15 protein-coding genes, 2 tRNA genes and 1 riboswitch are annotated in these 22372 nt (G+C 40.7%); of the genes, 9 read left to right on the forward strand and 8 right to left on the reverse strand.

All coding sequences use genetic code 11. The annotated features are described in order from the left end of the window. Positions 1-246, forward strand: a 246-nt coding sequence (locus ACYVBM_RS17995; protein WP_460687088.1) for a winged helix-turn-helix transcriptional regulator, incomplete at its 5' end; no start/stop codon positions are given. A 522-nt stretch (positions 247-768) separates the two neighbouring features. Here ACYVBM_RS17995 and ACYVBM_RS18000 read toward each other — a convergent pair. The 6 genes from ACYVBM_RS18000 to ACYVBM_RS18025 form a co-directional block, all read right to left on the reverse strand. Beyond that, a complete protein-coding gene (locus tag ACYVBM_RS18000) occupies positions 769-1479 on the reverse strand; it encodes an FAD-binding oxidoreductase (protein ID WP_460687089.1) in 711 nt (236 codons plus the stop codon). 79 nt (positions 1480-1558) lie between these two features. Further along, positions 1559-2434 carry a helix-turn-helix domain-containing protein gene (locus ACYVBM_RS18005; protein ID WP_460687090.1) on the reverse strand — a complete coding sequence of 292 codons (876 nt, stop codon included), beginning with the start codon at positions 2432-2434 and terminating at the stop codon, positions 1559-1561. A 516-nt stretch (positions 2435-2950) separates the two neighbouring features. After that, positions 2951-3035: transfer RNA gene (locus ACYVBM_RS18010), tRNA-Ser, on the reverse strand. Between the two features lie 121 nt (positions 3036-3156). Next, a complete protein-coding gene (locus ACYVBM_RS18015) occupies positions 3157-4542 on the reverse strand; it encodes a hypothetical protein (protein ID WP_460687091.1) in 1386 nt (461 codons plus the stop codon). Next, a complete protein-coding gene (locus ACYVBM_RS18020) occupies positions 4539-5105 on the reverse strand; it encodes an RNA polymerase sigma factor (RefSeq protein ID WP_460687092.1) in 567 nt (188 codons plus the stop codon). The genes ACYVBM_RS18015 and ACYVBM_RS18020 overlap by 4 nt, the downstream gene beginning before the upstream one ends. A gap of 195 nt (positions 5106-5300) precedes the next feature. After that, positions 5301-6041 (reverse strand): DUF4397 domain-containing protein, encoded by a 741-nt coding sequence (locus tag ACYVBM_RS18025; protein ID WP_460687093.1) that lies wholly within the window; start codon positions 6039-6041, stop codon positions 5301-5303. A gap of 262 nt (positions 6042-6303) precedes the next feature. Here ACYVBM_RS18025 and dnaK point away from each other — a divergent pair, with 262 nt between their 5' ends. Further along, positions 6304-8223 carry a molecular chaperone DnaK gene (gene dnaK / locus ACYVBM_RS18030; protein WP_460687094.1) on the forward strand — a complete coding sequence of 640 codons (1920 nt, stop codon included), beginning with the start codon at positions 6304-6306 and terminating at the stop codon, positions 8221-8223. A gap of 486 nt (positions 8224-8709) precedes the next feature. Continuing rightward, on the forward strand, positions 8710-10134 hold the full coding sequence (locus ACYVBM_RS18035) for an MATE family efflux transporter (protein WP_460687095.1): 1425 nt from the start codon (positions 8710-8712) through the stop codon (positions 10132-10134). Positions 10135-10175: 41 nt separating this feature from the next. Here ACYVBM_RS18035 and ACYVBM_RS18040 read toward each other — a convergent pair whose 3' ends face one another. Continuing rightward, entirely contained in the window at positions 10176-11567 is a 1392-nt protein-coding gene (locus ACYVBM_RS18040; RefSeq protein ID WP_460687096.1) for an alpha-amylase family glycosyl hydrolase, read from the reverse strand. A gap of 231 nt (positions 11568-11798) precedes the next feature. On the opposite strand from ACYVBM_RS18040, the gene ACYVBM_RS18045 reads away from it, so the two are divergent. Next, on the forward strand, positions 11799-13043 hold the full coding sequence (locus tag ACYVBM_RS18045; RefSeq protein WP_460687097.1) for a 4-hydroxy-3-methylbut-2-enyl diphosphate reductase: 1245 nt from the start codon (positions 11799-11801) through the stop codon (positions 13041-13043). On the opposite strand, the gene ACYVBM_RS18050 is transcribed toward ACYVBM_RS18045, so the two are convergent. Further along, the gene (locus tag ACYVBM_RS18050) at positions 13037-15679 is read right to left on the reverse strand and encodes a hybrid sensor histidine kinase/response regulator (protein ID WP_460687098.1); all 2643 of its coding nucleotides are present in this window, start codon (positions 15677-15679) and stop codon (positions 13037-13039) included. The two genes, ACYVBM_RS18045 and ACYVBM_RS18050, sit on opposite strands and share 7 nt — an antisense overlap. 181 nt (positions 15680-15860) lie before the next feature. Between ACYVBM_RS18050 and ACYVBM_RS18055 the strand changes: the two genes are divergently transcribed. The 5 genes from ACYVBM_RS18055 (at position 15861) to ACYVBM_RS18075 (ending at position 22369) form a co-directional block, all read left to right on the forward strand. Then, positions 15861-16046: a hypothetical protein gene (locus ACYVBM_RS18055; protein ID WP_460687099.1), complete on the forward strand. Its 186-nt coding sequence runs from the start codon at positions 15861-15863 to the stop codon at positions 16044-16046. A 112-nt stretch (positions 16047-16158) separates the two neighbouring features. Continuing rightward, positions 16159-16232: transfer RNA gene (locus tag ACYVBM_RS18060), tRNA-Arg, on the forward strand. A 332-nt stretch (positions 16233-16564) separates the two neighbouring features. Then, positions 16565-17968, forward strand: a complete 1404-nt coding sequence (gene lpdA, locus ACYVBM_RS18065) for a dihydrolipoyl dehydrogenase (protein WP_460687100.1) — start codon at positions 16565-16567, stop codon at positions 17966-17968. A 247-nt stretch (positions 17969-18215) separates the two neighbouring features. After that, the gene (locus tag ACYVBM_RS18070) at positions 18216-19769 is read left to right on the forward strand and encodes a S26 family signal peptidase (protein ID WP_460687101.1); all 1554 of its coding nucleotides are present in this window, start codon (positions 18216-18218) and stop codon (positions 19767-19769) included. A gap of 148 nt (positions 19770-19917) precedes the next feature. Continuing rightward, positions 19918-20024, forward strand: a riboswitch (TPP riboswitch). 53 nt (positions 20025-20077) lie between these two features. Continuing rightward, positions 20078-22369: a TonB-dependent receptor gene (locus tag ACYVBM_RS18075; protein WP_460687102.1), complete on the forward strand. Its 2292-nt coding sequence runs from the start codon at positions 20078-20080 to the stop codon at positions 22367-22369. Positions 22370-22372: the final 3 nt, after the last annotated feature.

Raw genomic sequence — 22372 nt, forward strand, 5'->3', positions numbered from 1 at the left:
ATTCTTTCTTACCTTTTGAACGAAAAGAAACTTAGGTACAGCGAATTGAGAAAACGACTGATTGGAATTTCCGAAAGAATGCTAATTGCAAAACTAAAAGAATTGGAAAATGATGGTCTGGTAAACAGGATTGTTCATCAGCAAATACCACCAAAAGTTGAATACGAATTAACAGAACTTGGGCTTTCTCTCAAACAAATTTTAAAGTTAATGGATAAATGGGGCGAAGATAATGTAGCAAGGTAAACGGGGTTAAAACTTCGTTTTACGAGAATAGTCTGTAGAGCATATATAAAAGCGACAAAGGATCTGCAAGTCCTCTGTCGTTTTTTCTTTATTTACTAACTTACTCGTGCTGTATCAAATGCTGTAAATCGGGTTCATTCTTGATACGTTCCATTTCGCTTTCCACAATCTGCACTACGTCTGTTTTGACCTGCCTGTAATCGGAGCTGCCGTGTATTCGGAAAATTGAACGGTTTGTTTTAGTTGATATTTCAATGGCATAAATAAATAGTTGTTGCCTGATTTATTTAATTTAATATAATAACACTTCACAATCAAAACCGTTATTCTGCAAAATTTTGATTACTACTTCCTCTGATATTTCTGACAGACAATCAACGCGTAAAATTTTGTCGCAATCTTCAAGGTCAAAATTCCATTGCGTTTGTTGAAGTTCATCCAAATGTGGTTGTAATGACTGAATGTCAATCTCTGTGAATACCGAAGTTTTAAATATATAAATCACTATACTGAAATTTATTTTTATAATCCTTTTTTACCTTCAAGCCAATAACCTTGTGAGCGTATCTTTCCTGCGGTTTTGCTTTTCAAAACCTGTCTGAATGTTTGAACTGATTTTACGTTTCCTGATAGAACAAAACTTGCGGTATGCCAGTCCAATGTTTGAAAAAAAGGTAAATCACTTATCCATTTTTCATTTCTGAAAGAATCATTTTTGGGAAATACAGTATAGCTTTCCAAGTCTAATAATTCGGGAACATTTTTATTTTCTTCGTCCAATTCAAAATAGAACTGAAATTGCTGTTGATTTTGTTTCAAAAGTGGAAGAAACGAACAGGCAAGTCCTAATGAAGTTTCATCTCCAAAAACAAATTGTTGTTTTATGTTTCGTTCATAAAACTTTTTCCCTCTTGGTGGACTGACAAACAATTCGTCATTTGTTTTTAACGAATTGATAAGCTGGCTTCCAATTCCGTTGCCGTGAATATGAAAAACAATGTCAAAAATTCCATTTTCGCTATCGTGATAAGCAACTGTATAATTTCTAAATTCTGTTTCACTTACACGAACTACGCTTGCGAAACCGATTTGAAAGGTCCATTTTGATATATCTCCTTGAAAACGTATCTTTTTTATTTGTGGACTTAAATAAGCTATTTCCATAATTTTCACATTGGGTCGTAAAGAATTTCCAAATAAATTACTGACCCATTTGGGTATACTTGAAATCATTGTTTGTTATTTTAAAACTCACTGCAAAGGAACAATGAACAATAATATCAAACAATAAAAGAAAAAGGTAAGTATTGGACTATTCACGGTTTTTGTTCCGAAAGGTTAAAGCAGACATTCCCGTGACTTTAGTAAACAAGCGTGAAAAATAGGGGTAATCATCATAACCCAATTCGGTTGCAATTTCTTTTACCGATTTGTTAGAATGATAAAGCAAACGTTTCGCTTCTAAAATCACACGTTGTTGTATATGATGTGTAACGGAATAACCTGTTGTGTTTTTTACACACTCGTTTAAATATGTAACCGAAATGTTTAATTGCTGTGCGTATTCTGTCGGGCGTTTTGCGGTTGTGAAGTTATGCTCCAGCAAGGCTTTAAACCCTTTTGATACAATTTCAAAGCGTGAAAGTTTGTCAAGCGGTTTTGATTGGATTAAATATTGTGAAGTAACTAAAGCAACCAAAGTATTGCAACTGTCTTTTAATAACGAATGGTATAGTTTGTTGTTTTTTCTTTCAAAAATTTTTATGCTCAATGATACCGCTTCGCAAATAATATCAAATGTTTCTTTGCTTAATGATAAAGGTTTTGCAGGCGTAATGTCTTCCAAAAAATTCAGGTATTCAGAATTTAGATTTTCATTACTGATGGCCCAAATGCTTACAACTGCGTTTTTAAACGATAAGGTTCGATGCACCTGATTTTGATGAATAAAGATAACTGATGACGGTTTTATGGTGTATTTCTGAAAATCAATTTCAATTGTAGTTGTTCCTTTTTCTTGCAAGAAGAACAAATGATATTCGTCCCTGTGCGACTGTTTTATGGTGTCAAATTCTTCAAAATGTTCGTAGGAATAAAAATCTTCGCTCGTCATTCTTCCAATAAAAATGCCTGTGCCGAATATATGCGCAATAGAATTTACAGGTATGGCATTTGATTTTTTCGACATTGTTTTTCAATTCATTGTGCAAAGATAACTTTTTGTGTTTTGCTATATATGCCAATCACTATAGGACAGTGATCAAAAGCTCGCTCGATTTGGAAATGAAGAGCAACCGTAAAACGGTCATCGAAAAGAAAAGCCATTTATTTGCATGAAGTCGGGGAAAAATTGTTTCCGGTCGAAGAGAGATGCATAAAGAACGAAATCAACAGGGACACCTACGACCGAACCTCAAAGGTGCGATTGAACGGTTGAATAATGACCAGGGCAAAGCGTTTATCTTAGAAGACAATCACCTAAACCTATTGATCGATATGCACCACGTATATAAGGTGTCCGATGCTCTGCAAAAAAGGGAATTTGTGAACACGGTGTTCGACAGCAATCTGTACTACGAAAACGGTATTTATCGAACATCTACAATGCTCGGTTTATTGTCGCATAACCATTTTGAAAATGAAAGAAAAAGAATTGCTGATTTACGAAAGAAAAGAGGGATCTTCTTGATGAAGACCCTCTCAGCGGAGAGAGAGGGATTCGAACCCCCGGACCTGTTACAGTCAACGGTTTTCAAGACCGCCGCATTCGACCGCTCTGCCATCTCTCCGGGCGCAAAATTAGGGGTGTGGCCTCAATCAGCAAAATAGATTTTGGTTTATCGCAGATTTTTTTTTGAATAAAAAAGACCCGCCGGTAGAGGGCAGGCCTGGTCTTCATATATACGGGTATTAAAAGTCAAATTTTAAACGGATCCCCGCTCCGCCGTAATTCAGGTTTTGACGGGTGCTGACCTTCACCTGTCTCTTAATAAATGGCTCAAGGGAAACAGCATTCCTGCCGGAGATTTTTTGCCTGAAACCAACAGACAGGTTATAAAACCCCAGGAAAGGTATATGCTCATCGGCCGTTACAGGTTGCGATGTTACATTTTGCTCATTGAACATTACCGACCGGTCTTCTTTCAAACCACCCATATTACTTTGTACAGTCACTTTTTCATTCCGGCTGTCTAAATACGTATATTGCCTCTGATCATTAATAACCACCAGCCCTGAAACCCCTGCAGAAGCGTAAAGCTTTTTACCAATATTATAATTCACCTCCACCGGTATATCAATCCCCGAAAGAGAGCCGTCAATTTGCTGCAGGGTGCTGATTTGCTGCGGCGCGGTAACATAACTGTTAGAGGACATGACTCTTTGTGTATTTTTTAATGAGCCGGAAGCAGAGGAAACCTCAGGCATACTGAGCGGCTTACTGGCCATTGCTGCATCTCCGAGTGATGGTGAGGCGGCACCCTCATACGAGCGCGAAGCTGTAACTTTGGTATGGGCAATACCTGAGCTGATCCTGATCTTGTCATTAATAGCATACCCTAATGAAAATCCATAACCCATGTTCACTCCCAGATCCCCAAATAACGGCGATATAAAAATACCTGGTTGCCACCTGCTGCTTTTTTCACCCCGGTTTCTTTTTTCTGCGGAAGCCGCAGTCGAAACTGTAATAAGCCGGGCATTATCTTTTAAAACAGCTTTTTGGTCCTGGTTGTTATCTTCAACAATTTTATTTTTCCAAAAGTCAATTTCGGGTTGTTGTGCCTGCAGTTCCTGAATAGCCGGTACATGCGCTGTTTCCGGAGATTTATCAGGCAATGCGGCAGGAATTACAGTGGGGCCGGGCTGCACTAATACGGCCCGGGATTGTGTTGCAGTTTTTGGGGCGGCAAAAACAATAATTCCATTATTATTATGAACAGTGCTGTTTTTCTTATCAAAAGAAACAATGTCTTCTTTTTGCTCAGCAGATGCCAGGGTATTATTACCAGAAAGCTTATTACTATCAGCCGATTGATGATGAGCCTCCATATCTCCTGCAAGAGGAATATTGATATTATCCTTTTTTCCTGTGTCAAAAACACCGGTAATTAAAATTAAACCGGCAATAACAGCGGCAGCAACAGCCCATTTCCACATCGCAACAACAGCGTTTCTTTTCACAGCGGGTTTGTTCCCGGCTGCAAAACGCTCCCATGCGCCTTCGTCGTACAGCTCCTCATGGTTCTGTAAAACGCTTTTTAAGTGGTTAAAAATATCGTCGTTTTGCTCCTTCATGCTCTAAAATTTTCGCTATATAAAGCCTTTAACTTTGTTTTAGCCCTGGATAAATACGACCGGCTTACATTTTCGGGGATATTAAGAAGCCCCGAAATTTCCTGGTGCGTAAATCCTTCTATTTCGTATAAATTAAAAATTGCTTTCTGGGTTTGAGGCAGCTCATTGAGCAGTTTTAGAATATCCTTGGCCTCTGAATTATATATATTAGCGTAGTTAACGGAGGCCACCTGCACATCTGTTACCTCCTCCCTGCCAAATTCGATCCGTTTTCTACGTAAATAATCAATAGCCGTACGTGAAGCTATTTTGGCCACCCATGCTTTAAAAGACGCCGTTATATCTCCTGTCTGCCTCAGCGCATTAAAAGTTGTTATATTATTAAATATCTTAATAAAGCTATCATTTACCAGTTCTTCTGCAAAGTGAAGATCACTTACATAACGAACCACTACACCCTTCAGGTAGCCATAAAAGCCCCTGTAAAGTGCCTCCTTATGATGCTCAATGTTATTTTGGCATCCTTTCAATATAAGCTCCAGTGCTGCTCCGCTTAATGCCAATGTCTGTTTTTTTAGCCGGCTTATTATTCCTATCGTCAGTTTTGCCACGCTCGCATGTACACCTGTGCAAACATGAGCAAATTATACAATCACGCCTGTTTCAAAGTTCCTGCCCCTCCCCTGATCCTAAAAAATCAGCCCTGCCTGTAAACAAGCGGGGGCTGATTGCAGTTTCCATAAAGTACGGATCAAAATCTAATAATACAAAGGATTATGTGTAAAAGAACTGATCCTTATACGGGTACCGGCAGTCTCATTACCGTTTATATAGCCACCGTTCCACACAGTGTATATTCTGCTGTTCACTAAATTAACCGGGTCTGACGTAGCCAGCAAGGTAGATTGTCCTGTAGCTCTTATCTGAAATACCACATTTACTCCCGATTTATAACTAAAGAAATTACCGGCAGTTTTATAAGTAATATTCGTAGCTATAGGTGTCGGATTATCTTTTACATACAGGTCTAACGCCGGTGCATCGGGGCTCATATTGGCAAAGCGAAGGCGAACAGAGTCTGTACCGGCAGCCCGGCTGCTGTCCCTCAGCAATACTACGTCCATTTTAGAAGCGGTATCTACTATAAAAACGCTGTAATGTTTACCCGCTTCAAACGCCAGGTCTTTGGTGAATAGCGGAGTGGAGCTTGCCGCCCAGGCACTGAATACCTTGAAATTGCGGTTCCCAGGAGTAGCTCTCAAATAATCGATCCGGTCGGTAAAGTTAAAAGTAGTTACCCCCAGGCGGTTATTATCAAATGACACATCTAAAGCCGGCGCACCGGCTGCGGCATGTATAATTTCCACCTGCGCGAACTGGTTAACAGGATAGTCTGATCCAGAATCGCTTTTGCTGCACGAGGCCAGGGCCAGCGCTGCCAAAACTGCTACAGTAAAACCCTGTAGTGGTTTGATACGTAGAAAATTAGTAGCTTTCATCTTTTAATATTCTTTTAAATAAAGTATGGATTAAAAATCAAAAATCAGCTGATTTAAATGTTATAACGTTAATCAAAGTTCAAACGCAACACAGGTAGCAAATTAAATAATCTTTTTTTTAAGCACTGCATAAAAATAAGGACACCCGGCATTCTGCCATTTTTGCATATTTACAGCTTCGGCACAATCATTGAAAATACGCTTATGCTGTACTGTAGGAAGCACAACAGCAAATTATATAAAACAAAAAATCATAAATATTATGGGTAAAATTATTGGTATAGATTTAGGAACTACCAATAGCTGCGTTGCGGTTATGGAAGGTAATGAGCCGGTAGTTATTGCTAATGATGAAGGCCGCCGCACCACGCCTTCTGTAGTGGCGTTTTTAAAAAATGGCGAACGTAAAGTAGGTGACCCTGCAAAAAGACAGGCTATCACTAACCCTGTAAATACGATTATGTCTGTGAAGCGCTTTATGGGTCGCCGCTTCGATGAAGTGGGTGAAGAGATCAGCCACTGGAGCTATAAGGTAGTCAAAGGCGACAATAATACAGTTCGGATTGATATAGATGGCAGGTTATACACTCCCCAGGAAATTTCTGCCATGATTTTGCAGAAAATGAAGAAAACAGCCGAGGATTACCTGGGCCAGGAAGTATCTGAAGCCGTAATTACGGTACCGGCGTACTTTAACGATGCACAGCGCCAGGCTACCAAAGAGGCGGGTGAAATTGCAGGGTTAAATGTTCGCCGTATTGTGAACGAGCCTACTGCTGCAGCTTTAGCCTATGGGATGGATAAAGGAGGCAAAGACCACAAAATAGCCGTATTTGACCTGGGTGGCGGTACTTTTGATATTTCAGTATTAGAACTGGGTGATGGCGTTTTCGAGGTAAAATCGACCAATGGCGATACACACCTGGGTGGAGATGACTTTGATAAAGTAATCATGGACTGGTTAGCAGACGAGTTCAAAACCGATGAAGCTATTGATCTGCGCAAGGATCCAATGGCTTTACAACGCCTGAAAGAAGCTGCTGAAAAAGCTAAGATAGAACTCTCAAGTTCTTCTGAAACAGAGATTAATCTACCTTATATAACTGCAGTAGACGGTGTACCTAAACACCTGGTTAAGAAATTAAGCCGTGCAAAATTTGAACAATTGGCTGATGATCTTTTTGCCCGTTGCTTAAAACCTTGTGAAGCGGCTCTCAAAGATGCCGGCATGAAACCAGGTGATATCGAAGAAGTGATCCTGGTAGGTGGTAGCACCCGTATCCCAAAAGTTCAGGAAATTGTAGAGAAATTTTTTGGTAAAAAACCGAATAAAGGCGTAAACCCGGATGAAGTAGTGGCAATAGGGGCTGCTATACAGGGAGCTGTGCTGACCGGCGAAGTAAAAGATGTATTGCTGCTCGACGTTACCCCGCTGTCTTTAGGTATTGAAACTTTAGGCGGCGTAATGACAACGTTGATCCCTGCCAATACTACCATCCCAACTAAAAAATCAGAAGTATTCTCTACAGCATCTGATAATCAACCTGGTGTACAAATTCATGTAGTGCAGGGTGAACGCTCAATGGCTAAAGATAACAAGAGCCTGGGTATGTTTAACCTGGATGGTATTCCGCCGGCTCCCCGCGGTGTGCCTCAAATTGAAGTGATGTTTGATATTGACGCAAATGGTATTATGCATGTTACCGCAAAAGATAAAGGAACCGGTAAAGAGCAAAAGATCCATATTGAGGCAGGTAGCGGTTTGAGTAAAGAGGAAGTTGAAAAAATGAAAGCTGAGGCAAAAGTTAATGAAGCGGCTGATAAAGCAGAAAAGGAAAGAATTGATAAACTGAACCAGGCAGACAGCCTTATATTCCAGACTGAAAAGCAATTAAAGGAATACGGTGATAAAATTCCGGCTGATAAAAGGACAGTTATTGAAAATGCGGCAGCAAAGCTGAAAGAAGCCCATAAGCAACAGGACATCACTGCTATTGATGCTGCTATGACTGAATTAAACAATGCGTGGACCTCGGCAAGCGAAGATATCTATAAATCTGGTCAGGCAGCAGGTCCAGATGCAGCAGGTGCGCAGGCACAGCAGCCCGGAGACCAACAGGCAGGCAGCACTGGTTCCGCAGCTGAAGACGTAACAGATGTTCCTTATGAAGAGGTGAAGTAAAATTTTAGTTAAAAACTAAAATATATTGATAATAAGAGTTGTCGTTTTATACGGCGACTCTTTTTTTGTAAATGTTGGGAGCATGAGGCAAAGCTACATAATATGTAATATTATTTACAAAAGCACTGTCAGGCAGAGCTTCATCTGATGCAATTTATCTAAATGGTATAAAACTGCCTGACCTGCAGGTATTAACAGGAACAACATATAGCTGCCTTTCGCAGCAATGATAATTACGCTGCGATGAAAAAGTTGTAAGCCTTTAAGCTGTTTCTTTTTTTAAACTTTTTTATTGGTTCAAAAAACAGCTATCTTTTTTTATTTCCTCCTATCTTTGCGATACTAAAAAGATGGAAAGATGAAGCTATTTATTGCCGGTATCCTTGTACGCATACATTAAGTACCCCCGGTTTTTGCATTCCCGAATCAGGAGCTGAGACTTCAGCACCTGGTTATACTTTCCACTAACTTCACAATTACATATAAATGACTTCAATTCATAAAGGTGCTGGTAAGGCAGTCCTATACCTGCGATTGCTAAAAGAATCTTTACAGGGCAAAGAAATTGACTATACTACAGTAAGCATACCTAAAGCCGTCATTATGCTGGCTATTCCCATGATGTTGGAGATGATGATGGAATCGGTATTTGCATTGGTAGATCTGTATTTTGTAGGCCACCTGAAAGAAAGCAGTATTGCTATACAAACGGTTGGGTTAACAGAATCTGTGTTAACCGTTATTTACTCTGTAGCTATTGGTATGAGCATGGCAGCAACGGCTGTTGTAGCCAGACGCATTGGAGAAAAAAACAGCGAGGAAGCATCCCATAGCGCTGCCCAGGTGATTATTATTGCATTTGCGGTTAACACGGTTTTAAGCATTGCAGGGGTGATTTATGCCAAAGAAATATTAATGGCAATGGGAGCAACTGAACCGGCAGCAGCACATGGAAAAATATTTACGCAAATAATGATGGGTAGCAGTATTGCTATTATGCTATTGTTTTTAATAAACGGTATTTTCCGTGGTGCGGGTAATGCTGCAATCGCTATGAAAAGTTTGTGGGTAGCCAATATATGTAATGTAATATTATGCCCCATTTTCATAAATGGATTAGGCCCCATCCCTGCCATGGGCCTTACAGGCGCAGCAGTGGCGACAGCTACCGGAAGAAGCATTGGGGTGCTGTACCAGATATACCACTTATTGAGAGGCAATGGGTTAATACGTTTGGCAGCGAGGCATTTTAAACCTGACCCAAAGATTATCAGGTCGCTGATAAAGATCTCAACCCCCGGTATTTTCCAGTTTGTAATAGCTTCCTGCAGTTGGATCGTATTAGCAAGACTGGTAGCTGTAACAGGTGGCGAGGATGGAAGTGCAGGTTACCAGACCGCATTGAGATTAATGATGTTTTTTATGTTACCAGCCTGGGGATTGAGTGGTGCCGCATCAACATTAGTAGGACAAAACCTGGGTGCTAACGCGCCGGACCGAGCCCAGCAAAGCGTTATGAAAACCGTAAAGTACAACGTTGTTTTTATGATCGGGGTATCGCTTATATTCTTTCTATTGGGAGACTGGCTGGTTGGTTTCTTTAGTGAAGTGGAACATGTGCGCTCAGTAGCTAAAAGAGCCATGTATATCATGGCATCCGGATTTATTTTTTACGGAGTGGGTATGGTGATGATCAATGCATTTAATGGATCGGGTGACACGTGGACTCCAACCAAAGTTAATTTTTTTGGATTTTGGCTATTCCAGATTCCGGTGGCGTACCTGCTGGCTAATTATTTAAAGCTTGGGCCAACCGGTGTTTTTATAGCCATTCCCGTAGCAGAAGCTGCCATTACTATCGTATCTTTTATATTGTTTAAAAAAGGCCGCTGGAAGCTAAAAAAGATATAACATTCTATATGCTATAGAATACCGGCAGAGCGATATTGCTGCTATTTTTTAGTATAAACCAGGTAATCCCAGGGCTGCATACTAAAGCTTTTCGAAGCCGTAAATTCTTTCAATATGCCTGAAAATATTTCATTAAAGGATCCGCTCAGTTGTTGATCTGTAATATCAAAATGAACAGGTTCCCGCGACCAGTTCAGCACTACCAGCACTTCATCCTTCCCGTTTTTCCGCAAATAGGCAAAAATCTTATCATCAGCAGTCGTTGTCAATAGAAGGGTTTGCGCCTGCGGGTCGCCACCTCTTAACGCCGGGTTACTGCTATGAAGGTTCAGCAATGTTTTATAAAAATCGTGCAGTTCATACCTGCCCGTCCAGGGAATAGGATCTTTATCAAAAAATTCCAGGCGCTTATCTTTTAAAGGCAGCTCCTGCCCGCTATAAATAAGTGGCACACCATTCCAGGTACAGCTGAACACTGCAAGCGATTTGGCCATATCTCCATATTTTTCGTATTCCGTTCCGTTCCAGCTATTTTCATCATGGTTAGTGGTAAACCATGCGCGCATGCTGCTATCTCCTATTGCATTATACTGTTGCAAAAGGCTGGACAGCTCATGTAATGGCTGATGCTGCTGATAAAAATCCTTTGTTTTATGCATCCATTTCCAGGAATAACTTGCATCGAAAACCTTACCGTAGTCTGGATTTTCGAGCTCATCAAACTCTCCCAGCCAGAATAAAGGCTTTACCGCATCTACCTGAGGCCGTGCTTCCTGCCAGAAATCTACTTCTACCCACGATGCCAGGTCACACCTGAAACCATCAATATCACATTCTTTCACCCAAAACTTCATGGCTTCTATCATCGCTTTACGCAACCCGGGATTCTGATAGTTCAGCTCAATAATATCATCCATACCGCTGGCCACATGAAAAGTGCCTGTAGCAGAATCGTGTAAATAATAATCAGGATGAGATTTTGTCCAGACATGATCCCAGCCGGTATGGTTAGCCACCCAGTCTATAATTACTTTAAAACCCTGCTGATGAGCCGTATCTACCAGGTTTTTGAAATCATCCAAAGTCCCAAACTCAGGATTGATAGCGGTATAATCGGAACAGGCATAGTAGCTACCCATAGTTCCCTTCATTTTTTCCTTCGCAATAGGTGTTACGGGCATAAACCACAATACCTGCACACCCATATCTTTCAGGCGGGGCAGTTCCTTTATAAAAGCATTAAAAGTTCCTTCCGGTGTATATTGTCTCACATTTACCTCATAAATATTCGTTGAATGCTTCCAGTTTGTATTATGCGTGATTTCTGACATTTTGCTTGTTTTATTTTGTTGATGATCTTTTCCTTCTTTTGGCATCAGCTTGCAGGATGTTACTAAAGTAATGACTACGGCTAATAAAGCTAATTTGCTCATAAAGAAATGTTTTGAGATGAAGATAGGAAAATATTTTGTTCCGGCTGGCAGCTATTTATGTGGGTGCATTTCAAAATTATTATAAAGTAATCGTGTCATTTGAGAAGTCCGTTTGGATCAGTGAGAAGTAAGTCTGTCTCTTGGGAGAGGAGGTTTTCGGGCACGACAATTAGAATGCCCTATTTCTGTTTCTTCAATGCCAATACCCTGTTCCTGTTTATCTTTGCATGCATGAAGCAGTTTGACGTACCCGTTTTTTACAGAAGCGCTCTTATATCAGCAATTAAAAAGCGTAGAAAGGAAAATGACAAGCTTAAAAAAGATTTCACTCCTACCCTGCTCGATTTCGGACCTGTACACATTTATCTTGCAAGGCATTTTGGCTTTTGCTATGGCGTGGAAAACGCCATTGAGATTGCATTTAAAACGGTTGAAGAAAACCCGGGCAAACGTATTTTCTTATTAAGTGAAATGATCCATAATCCACAGGTAAATGCAGATCTCGTAAAACATGGTGTACAGTTTTTACAGGATACATACGGGAAAGAGCTCGTTCCTTTTGACAGTCTTACCAAAAGCGATATTGTGCTAATACCGGCCTTTGGCACCACACTATCCATCGAAAAAAAGTTAAATGATATAGGTATTCCCACCGAAAAATATAATACCACCTGCCCTTTTGTTGAAAAAGTATGGAACAGAAGCGCTGCTATTGCGAAAAAGAATTACACTATTATTATACATGGCAAGCCTTCTCACGAAGAAACAAGGGCTACTTTTTCACATGCCGCTTCAGGTGCACCTGCAGTTGTAGTAAAAGATATGGAACAAACTGTAAGGCTGGCAGGTTATATTACAGGTGAGCGCTGTGCTGATGATTTTTATGAAGAATTCAAAGGGCAGTACAGCCAGGGTTTTGACGTATTAAAGGACCTGGAAAGGATTGGCGTGGTCAATCAAACCACTATGCTGGCCAGCGACACGCAGGCGATAGCCGATTATCTCAAACAGGTAATGACGGATAAATATCAATTGACAAAAGAATCTTTAGCCGAACGGTTTGCCGATACCCGGGATACGCTTTGTTATGCCACAAACGACAATCAAACATCTGTGTCGGCCATGCTGCGTACCGATGCCCACCTTGCTTTTGTTGTAGGCGGGTATAATTCGTCTAATACTTCGCATCTTGTAGAACTTTGCGAAGAACAACTACCTACTTATTATATAAACAGCCCTGAAAAAATTGTTTCTGATAAGGGAATATTGCACTATAATTTTCATACCGGCCAGGAACTGCTGACTCATAATTATTTACCAGTAAAACAGCCTGTAAAAATATTAATAACCAGTGGTGCCTCCTGCCCTGATGCCCTGGTAGAAAAAGTCGTAGAAAGGGTAACCGGATTTTTCCCCGGAGCAACCCCTATCGAAGAAATGGCATTACTTTTCAGTAATGCAGCAAATGATCAGTAAGCGGTTTGAAGCAGGGCTTCCAGCTGGTTATTACCCTTAGAAAGCATATCTTTAATAATGCGGTAGCTCCTCATAGCGCTATCGTTCAGGTCGTTCTTTATTGCCTTTTCTTCAAGCAGCTCAAAATGCGGCATCAGCTTTTTGCCTATAATAACTGCTGTAGAAGATTTCAATTTATGGGCCAGCGCTTTCACGTCAGCATAGTTACCGGAATTAACAGCTATGTCCAGTTCCTGCATCTGAGGGGGTACCTGTGTAAGAAACAGCTCAATAACTTCTTTTTCAAATTCTTTATTATTATCGGACAGTTCATGCAGGTAACTCAGATCTACTACAGAAGACTCTGTTGAAAATAATTGCTGAGACTGGATGGTTGTAATATCAGCCTTACCGTCTTTAGCATGTACAGACGGTTCTATATTTCCGGCCATTAAAGCACTTATCATTTCGAACAGCTTTCTTGTATTTACCGGTTTCGTCAGATATTCATTCATTCCGGCTTCGAGGCATTTTTCTCTTTCTCCTGCAAGCGCATGCGCTGTGAGCGCAATAACCGGCAACTTAACTTTAAGATCGTTCCGGATAATTTTAGTGGTATCATATCCATTCATATCAGGCAGCTCAATATCCATCAATATAATATCGTAAAAATTTTTTTTCACTTTATCTATAGCCTGAGCGCCAGTTTCTGCAACATCTATCTTCACATTCGTACCCAGAAAAATACCGTTGATCAATTTTATGTTCAGCATATTATCCTCTACAAGCAATATGCGCAGGTCTTCTAAAAACGACAGGTCCGCCACAGATTCCACAGTTTTGGCATTTACCATTTTAGTTGAATCGTAATGAGCAAAAGGCATTGTAAAGGTAAATATAGAGCCCACGCCCAGCTCACTGGTTACAGATATTTCCCCACCCTGGCTTTGAACAATATGTTTAGCAATGCTTAATCCAAGGCCCGTGCCCCCGTAAAGGCGTGTGGTTTCTACCCCTGCCTGTTCAAATCTTTTAAACACACGCGATAATTTGTCCTTGGAAATACCAATACCCGAATCTTTTATTTTAAATTCTATTACCGATCTTTTTTCATCAGATGCGATCATCCTTGCAAAGATCAAAATACTTCCTCTTGGAGTAAACTTAATAGCATTGCCAACAATATTGGTAATTACCTGGGTTAAGCGTACCGGATCTCCAATCACCACATCGGGTACATTGGCATCACATTCATAACTGAGCGTAATATCTTTACTCCTGGCTTTAGGCAGGTATAAACTGCAAATGGAGTTTAAAATACCATCAATGCTTACAGGATGTTCTTCAAAAACCATCATATTGGATTCGAGCTTGGAAAAATCCAGTATGTCATTCAATAATCTCAGTAAATTCTCACCTGCTGACTGAATAATCCGCACATATTCATTTTCTTCAGCGCCAATATCCCGTTTGCCCAACAATTCGGCAAAGCCCAGGATCGCATTAATAGGTGTCCTGATCTCATGGCTCATATTGCTTAAGAAGGACTCTTTTAATTTTAAAGATTCCTCAACCAGCTTTTTAGCCTGTATAAGTTCACGTTCAAACTCCTTAATATTACTTATATCATCAAATACAGAAATAGCATATTCCAGTTGTCCCCTTTCGTTATAAATGGGTATAGCGCTTACCCTGAAAGGAATTTCTGCACCGTTTACCACAATGGTGGTTTCATTAAACCCTATATTTTCTTCTCCGTGAATAGCATGGGTAATAAACAGTTTATCGCGTAGCTCATGCTTGAGCGTACTGTTAGGCACTGTAACATTATCCGGAGATTCAAAAACACTGCCATCCGGAAGCAGTTGCTGGCTAAGTGATGCTACAGCCTTATGGTTGGCATGGTACTCATTGCTTTTGGTATTTACTATGATAGTACCAACCGGTAGCTTGTCGAGAATGCTCTCCAGCCTTACTTGTGATTTTAGTAAAAGCTGCTCTGTATTAATCAAACGCTGATAGATTTTTCTGATATAGCCAAGGGTAAACAGTATGATTAAAACAGCAACAATAACGCTTATTATTACCACATAGATCACTTGGTTGAAACTATCATTTTCCTGCTTCAACTTTTGTGATTGCAGCGCTTTTTCGGTGTTTATAAAATTCAGAACACTATATCTTAACTTATTAATAAGCCTGTTTTCTTCGCCATTATTAAAAAAGCTCCATGCTTCTAAAAACGAAATGTACCTGCGTTTAACGATGATGCTGTAAGCTATTTGTCTTTGCTCATTTACCAGCACATCAATACTGTCTAAAAGCATCCGCTGCCTGTACAGCATAGGCAAACGCTTCAGAGAACTGATCCGGATCTGTAAGATCCGGCTTGAAATATCAAATGATTTAAGATAAGAAGAATCGTTGGATATAATATAGCCCCTGTAAGCAGCCTGAACATCCTGTACCGCATTCAGTACATCCTGGGATTGGGTGATAATAATACCGGAAAGATTGACATCGCGCATGGATTTTTTATACCGGACGGTTCTTGAGTTAGCATAAATTCCAAGTCCTATTAAAATAAGCGCGCTTATAGATAAAGCGATTGTTATTTTTACCTTTTCAGATAGCTTTATAGATTTCCCTGCATTCATTTATACTTTGACTGTCAAATTGTTGAAAGGACTCACCTTGGCCTCTTTAGGAATGTCCCAAAGCGGGTTTAAAGGCAAGACGTAAATATAAGCATTAATCTATCACAAATATTAGGGATTCCAAGTTTGCTGTTTTTTTTTAAATTTGCACTGTCGTTACTTATGATATAATATACCAAAAATGAAAATCTACCTCAAAATTAATCTGCTGTTCAAAAAAACATGGTTCTTCAAAAAATCGCCGGGAAAAAAGAATTCAGACATTTATAAACTGATCGAAAAAAAATGGTGGATGGGAGATGATGTATTTGCCGATCAAAAACCATTTCTGATCAATCCGGGTAAAAATATTTCCAGAATATTGTAGTTAATTCATTATTTATTATTCATCATTACTGTATTCAGCCTGTTGTTTTATTAAAAAAACGTTTGTTAAAATCAATTTTATCCTTACCTTTGCCGTCCCCTTACGCGGAGTTGGCTGCGTAGCTCAATTGAATAGAGCATCTGACTACGGATCAGAAGGTTTTAGGTTTGAATCCTAACGCGGTCACTTAATAATTAAGCAGTTACAATAATGTAGCTGCTTTTTTAATATAAGGTAATAAAACAGAATGCGTAGCAGATATGCTATTTCTTATGTTTGTACACATTTGCTCTTTGGGGAGTACAGAGCTGCAGCTTATCGGCTTCAGTAAGAGGCGAAATTTTCTTCGTTTTTATATTGAGTTCAACATACGGTAATAGTGGTTTTTATAGATTACCATAGAAGTGTTTGCCTTTGTCGTTTAACGTATTTCAGCTAAATTCGCAAGGTTTAATTCAAATAGTCCAAGGGGCGAACAATTCTTATCTATCAAACTAAAATATAAAAACTTATAACACATGGCATACGATGTAGTAGTGTTGGGCAGCGGCCCGGGCGGTTATGTAGCTGCTATCAGGGCGTCTCAACTGGGTTTTAAAACCGCGATCATTGAAAAAGAAAGCCTGGGTGGCATTTGCCTGAACTGGGGCTGTATTCCTACCAAAGCCTTATTGAAAAGTGCCCAGGTATATAACGACATTAAACATGCGCAGGAGTTTGGTATTCAAGCCAGCGGTACTCCTGATTTTGAAGCGATTGTAAAACGCAGCCGTGGCGTTGCAGATAAAATGAGCAAAGGCGTTCAGTTTTTGATGCGCAAAAATAAAATTGATGTGATTATGGGTTTTGGCAGTCTGAAAGCCAAAGGAAAAGTAGAAGTGAAAGGCGCTGATGGCAAAACCCAGGTAGTAGAAGGCAAACATATTATTATTGCTACCGGCGGCCGCAGCCGCGAATTGCCGGCTTTGAAACAGGACGGTAAAAAAATAATCGGCTACCGTGAAGCTATGGTATTACCTCAGCAACCTAAAAGTATCATTGTTGTAGGTAGTGGTGCTATTGGTATTGAGTTTGGTTATTTCTATAACAGCATTGGCGCCAAAGTTACAGTGGTGGAATTCTTACCACGCATTGTGCCTATTGAAGATGAAGATATTTCTAAAGAACTGGAAAAAAACCTGAAAAAGCAGGGTATAGATATCTTAACCAATAGCGAGGTAACATCGGTTGATACATCCGGGAACGGGGTTAAAGCCAAAGTAAAAACGGCAAATGGTGAAATTGTTTTGGAAGCTGATGTTTTATTGAGCGCTGTAGGCGTAGCTGCAAATATTGAAGGCATTGGGCTGGAAGCTGTGGGTGTAAAAACCGATAAGGGAAAAATTGTGGTAGACAAGTTCTACAAAACCAATGTAGATAGTTTTTATGCCATTGGTGATTGCGTTCCGGGCCAGGCACTGGCACACGTGGCAAGTAAAGAAGCTATTATTTGTGTGGAAGCTATTGCTCACGCCGAAGGCAAATACAAACACAAACCGGAAGCGATCGACTACAATAACGTTCCGGGTTGTACCTATTGCTATCCTGAAATTGCAAGCGTGGGATATACGGAAGCTAAAGCTAAAGAAGCTGGTTACGAAGTAAAAGTGGGTAAGTTCCCGCTAAGCGCCAGCGGGAAAGCAAGTGCCGCCGGACATACAGAAGGTTTTGTAAAAGTAATTTTTGATGCTAAATACGGCGAATGGCTGGGCACCCACATGATCGGCTACAATGTTACCGAAATGATCGCAGAAACGGTGGTAGGCCGTAAGCTGGAAACTACTTACCATGAAGTATTGAACAGCATTCACCCGCACCCAACCATCAGCGAAAGTATTAAAGATGCTATCGAGGTAGCTTATGGTGAAGCGATCCATTTGTGATTTTTATTTTTGAACTTTATATCAAAGACCTCCCCGGTGGAGGTCTTTGATATAAAAACACCTTTTGTATGATCATTGAATTCCAGGAAACAACGGTCATGCTGAAAAATATCCGGCATAAAGACAATAAATAATCACCCTGATCTTTTAAATCAAAAGGTTTCCGCTCACTCAATTTGTTAATTATCCCCTACACTTACACTATTTCGTTTGTTTCCAATAAATTTGCCACAAAATTTTCTGGCCCATGCCTTTTAATCATTTATTAGTTATATATTTTATTAGCCTACTGCTTGTATTGTTACCGTCCTTTGGTTTGGCTCAATTGTTTAAAAAGGCGGGCCGTGAGTCGTGGAAAGCCTATATTCCCTTTTATAACACCTGGGTGATGCAGGATATCGCCCAGCGCCCAAAGCATTGGGTATTCTGGCAATTTATTCCCGTAGTAGGCTGGTTTATCACCCCTGGTATTTTCATAGAATTTGCAAAAGTATTCTGCCGTTTTTCGTTCCTGGATCATGCCGCGGCAGCAATAGTTCCTTTCTTTTACTTTCCGTGGCTGGCAAATAATAAAGATGCCCGCCTTATAGGTGCAGAAGGTGTAAAAAAACATAAAAAACCCGGCTGGCGTGAATGGGTGGATGCAGCTATTTTTGCTGTTGTAGCGGCTACCCTCATACGTACTTTTGTTTTTGAGGCCTATACCATTCCATCCAGTTCTATGGAAAAAACACTGCTTGTAAGGGATTTCCTTTTTGTTAGTAAGTTCAGTTACGGACCACGTATTCCCAATACACCGTTATCGGTGCCTTTCGTACATAACTACCTTCCCAGGATCAATACAAGATCTTATTCCACTTTGATCGAATTACCTTATATCCGCTGGTTCGCTGCACCGGTAAAGAGAAATGATTGCGTGGTATTTAATTTTCCAGCAGGAGATACGGTAATCCATAAGGAAGGCTTTGAGTCGGCTGTTCCTTATTATGATATTAAAAGAGGAGCAGAAAAAGGAGATCAGCAATTCCGGTATATATTAGATAATCCTTCCGAGTTCCCGGTTGTTTCGCATCCGATGGATAAAACCGATAATTATATCAAGCGTTGCGTAGGGATAGCCGGCGATTCTTTAAAAATCGTTGACGGCATTGTTTACATTAATAATAAACCGGCCTATGTATCTCCTACCGCTGCTACTTATTATATCTTTAAAACAAAAAACAATCTTCAGATTGATGAAGATTTTCTGCGCGATGCAGGTATTGCATTGAATATGGAAAGCGGCAGTCCTGATTTCAGCGCCTGGGGAAATGGCATTTATCATATCAATCTTACCTTACCGGAACTGGAGATCCTTAAAAAATTACCTGCTGTTGATGCCACATCTGTAACAAAAGAAATAATTCCGGCCAACGCGGGCTCCGAAAGCCTTTTTCCCTACTATGACACCGTGCATCAATGGTCTGTGGATCATTACGGCACCGTATGGATTCCCAAAAAAGGAATGACCCTTACGCTTACTCCTGAAAATTATCCTATGTATGAGCGTGTTATCAGATCTTATGAAGGCAACACCTTAGAAAACAGAAATGGCCAATATTTCATTAATGGAAAGCCAGCCAACACCTATACCTTTAAAATGGACTATTACTGGATGATGGGCGATAACCGTCATAAAAGCCAGGATAGCCGTTTCTGGGGCTTTGTACCTGAAAGTGCCGTAGTAGGTAAAGCCTGGATGATCTGGTTCAGTTATGAAAATGGCCCCAGATGGAAACGATTGTTTAATATTATTAAGTAAGGGAGCAAGTCGGAGGCTTATCATAAGAAGCCAACCTGAAACCTTCAAACATTGAATTTTAAACCTGCCGCATTTTAGCTTTCAGTTTATAAACTTTTCTCCTTACCTTCGCACTGCTTTTTTAAAGCAAATGTCCCGTTCTGGCGGGGCCGGTTTCCCGGGGTGCTGATCCGCCGAATGGCGTGAAAAGCTGAGATAATACCCGTAAAACCTGATCAGGGTAATGCCTGCGCAGGGAAGGATGAACATAGACGCCTTTCTTTTCAGCATTTCCCTCTCATTTTTTAATTGTTAAAACAAAAAAACAAATGAAGAGGATTTTTCTTTGGAGCTGCCTGCTCCCGGCAGCGTATGGCGCAAACGCGCAAACAGATTCTACACACAACAAAGACAGTTTTTACCTGCTGTCGCCCATCGAGGTAAGGGCTTTGCGGCTTAGTACCAAAGCGCCGTTTGCAGTAACCAACATCGGCAAAAACGAGATTCAGAAACAAAACCTTGGACAAAACCTACCCTACCTGCTGGACCAGGTACCATCATTAATAACAAGTTCTGATGATGGCCTGGGTGTTGGCTATTCCTCCATGCGCCTGCGCGGCACAGACATTTCCCGCATCAACGTTACCATTAACGGCATCCCGGTAAACGATCCTGAATCGCAGGGTGTATTCTTTGTGAACACGCCCGATCTGGCCTCCTCGACCAGCTCTATACAAATCCAACGCGGGGTAGGCTCTTCCACAAACGGTGCAGGTGCGTTTGGCGGTTCGCTTAATATCTCCAACAACGAACAGAACCGCGAGGCTACTGCTTATGCCTCCAATGCTTATGGTTCGTACAATACCTGGAAGCATACCCTGGGTGCTTCCACCGGGATTTTAAAAGGAGGCTTCCGGTTTGACATGCGCGCATCCAAACTCAGTTCAGACGGTTATATTCAACGTGCTTCCTCCGACCTTAAATCACTGCATTTTATTGGCGGTTGGACATCGCTTAATGAAATGACCAATATCAAATTCAACTTCCTTACCGGGAAACAAACCACCGGGCAGGCATGGAATGGGATCGGCACCTACTTTACAGATAAAGATGACCCCGCTACCGTTGATTACAGCAAACAGTTAGACGCTATCGGCAGGCGTACCAATACACTGGGTAAAATGCATAAAGACGAAAACGGGAACGTTACATATTACAATGACCAAACAGATAATTACCAACAGGATTATTATCAGCTTTTCCTGAATCATAAGTTCAACAGTAAATGGTCGTCCAATATAGGCCTGTTCATGACAAGAGGCCGGGGTTATTACAATGAATATAAAAGGGGAGAATCTTTTTCATCTTACTTCTTACCGGGCAGTATCACCATCGGCGATAGCGTAATCAAACAAACTGACCTTACCCGGCAGCTCTGGTTAGACAACCATTATTACGGAGGCATTTTGTCTGCATCGTACAATTATAAAAACACGAACCTTGTATTGGGCGGTGGATATGCACAATACGATGCCAAACATTACGGTTTTGTTAAATGGGCTGAGATCGGTATACCGGTTGATTATAAATGGTACAACCTTACAGCCTACAAAACAGATTTTAATATTTACGGTAAATTACAACAACAAATTATTGATAACCTGTACGGGTTTGCCGACCTGCAATACCGTTATGTTTCCCATGACATGAATGGCTTCAGGAAAAATCCTGAAATTGAATCTTCCGGCTCCTTCCATTTCTTTAATCCAAAGCTGGGGTTAAGCTACTTTATCAATCATCTGCAAAACAGGCTTAGCAAGGTTTACGCCTCGTTCGCCGTGGCCAATAAAGAGCCCAACCGGGATGATTTTGAGACAGCTGATAAGGCCTCCATGGTTAAGCCGGAAAGATTGTACGACGTTGAGATCGGCTACGGATTTGAAAGCCCGCTATTGCAGGCAGGTATTAACGGTTATTACATGAACTATAAAAATCAGCTCATCAATACCGGAAAAATAAACGATGTAGGTGCTTCCGTACGTGCAAACGTACCCAAAAGTTATCGGGCAGGTATAGAACTAACAGCGACATCAAAACCGCTGGATTGGCTTCAAATCAGCGCCAATACCACTTTCAGTAAAAACAAGATCAAAGAGATCACTGAATATTATACTATTTACAATAATGACGAGGACTGGGAAGAAATGGGTCAGGGGGTGCAGACATTCAGGAACACTGATATTTCCTTTTCACCAAATGCAATAGCCGGCGGTAGTGTAACGATTGAGCCTTTTTTCGGTAAAACCAGGGGGCACCGGCTGTTCCTGGATCTCACGGAAAAATATGTCGGACGCCAATATCTTGACAATTCCTCCAACAAGCTAAAGAGTATCAACCCCTATTACTTAACAAATATCAGAGTAAGGTATTTTGTACCTTCAAACACCTTCAAAGAGCTGGGAGTAATACTCACAGCAAACAATATTTTTAATAGAAAATATGAAAACAACGGGTACACTTATTCTTATTATTTCAACAACAGCGCTATCCTTGCCACAGAAAACTACTATTTTCCGCAGGCCGGCATCAACTGGAACATTGGGATAAATTTTACTTTTTAGAAT

This window comes from Niabella aquatica (assembly GCF_054779315.1).